The 534-nt window shown below is 40.8% G+C and carries 1 protein-coding gene; it reads right to left on the bottom strand.

All coding sequences use genetic code 11. The features are described from left to right. Window positions 1-143 precede the first annotated feature (143 nt). A partial coding sequence (gene dctP, locus R7190_RS30260; protein ID WP_318138261.1) for a TRAP transporter substrate-binding protein DctP occupies window positions 144-534 on the bottom strand: 391 nt, incomplete at its 5' end.

Genomic DNA, 534 nt, shown 5'->3' with positions numbered 1-534 from the left:
AAAAGGCATCATGATGATATTATCACTATATTCCATCTAACTTCTCACGCCATCATAACGACCAATAGCAATTGGTCAACCTCTATGTACCAGAATGTGGTAACACCTTGTTTTCGATTGTTTATTACTAATTACTTTGTGAATTACTTAACTGCTTTGATCTTCTCAACCAGTTCATTTAATTCAGGATTTGTCTTTTCTAAGTCCGCGTACATTGGTTGAACCGCTTCAACGAATGCCGCTTTATTTGGTTCAACAAAAGTTACGCCCATCTTTTCAGCTTTTGTACGCTCTTTTGCTTCTGACTCAGCCCACAACTTCTTCATGTATTCAGAAGAGTCTGCTGCTGCTTTCATCAGTGCTTTTTGTTGCTCAGGTGTTAGCTTGTCGTACGTTTTAGTCGAAATAACCAATACGTCTGGCACCATGGTGTGCTCGTCTAGGCTGAAGTATTTCGATACCTCACTGTGACGGCTCAAGCTAAATGATGGGATGTTGTTTTCCGCAGCATCCACCACGCCTTGTTGTAATGCT

It is taken from the genome of Vibrio sp. 1078-1, assembly GCF_033340475.1.
This window is presented reverse-complemented; position numbering and strand designations above follow the sequence as displayed.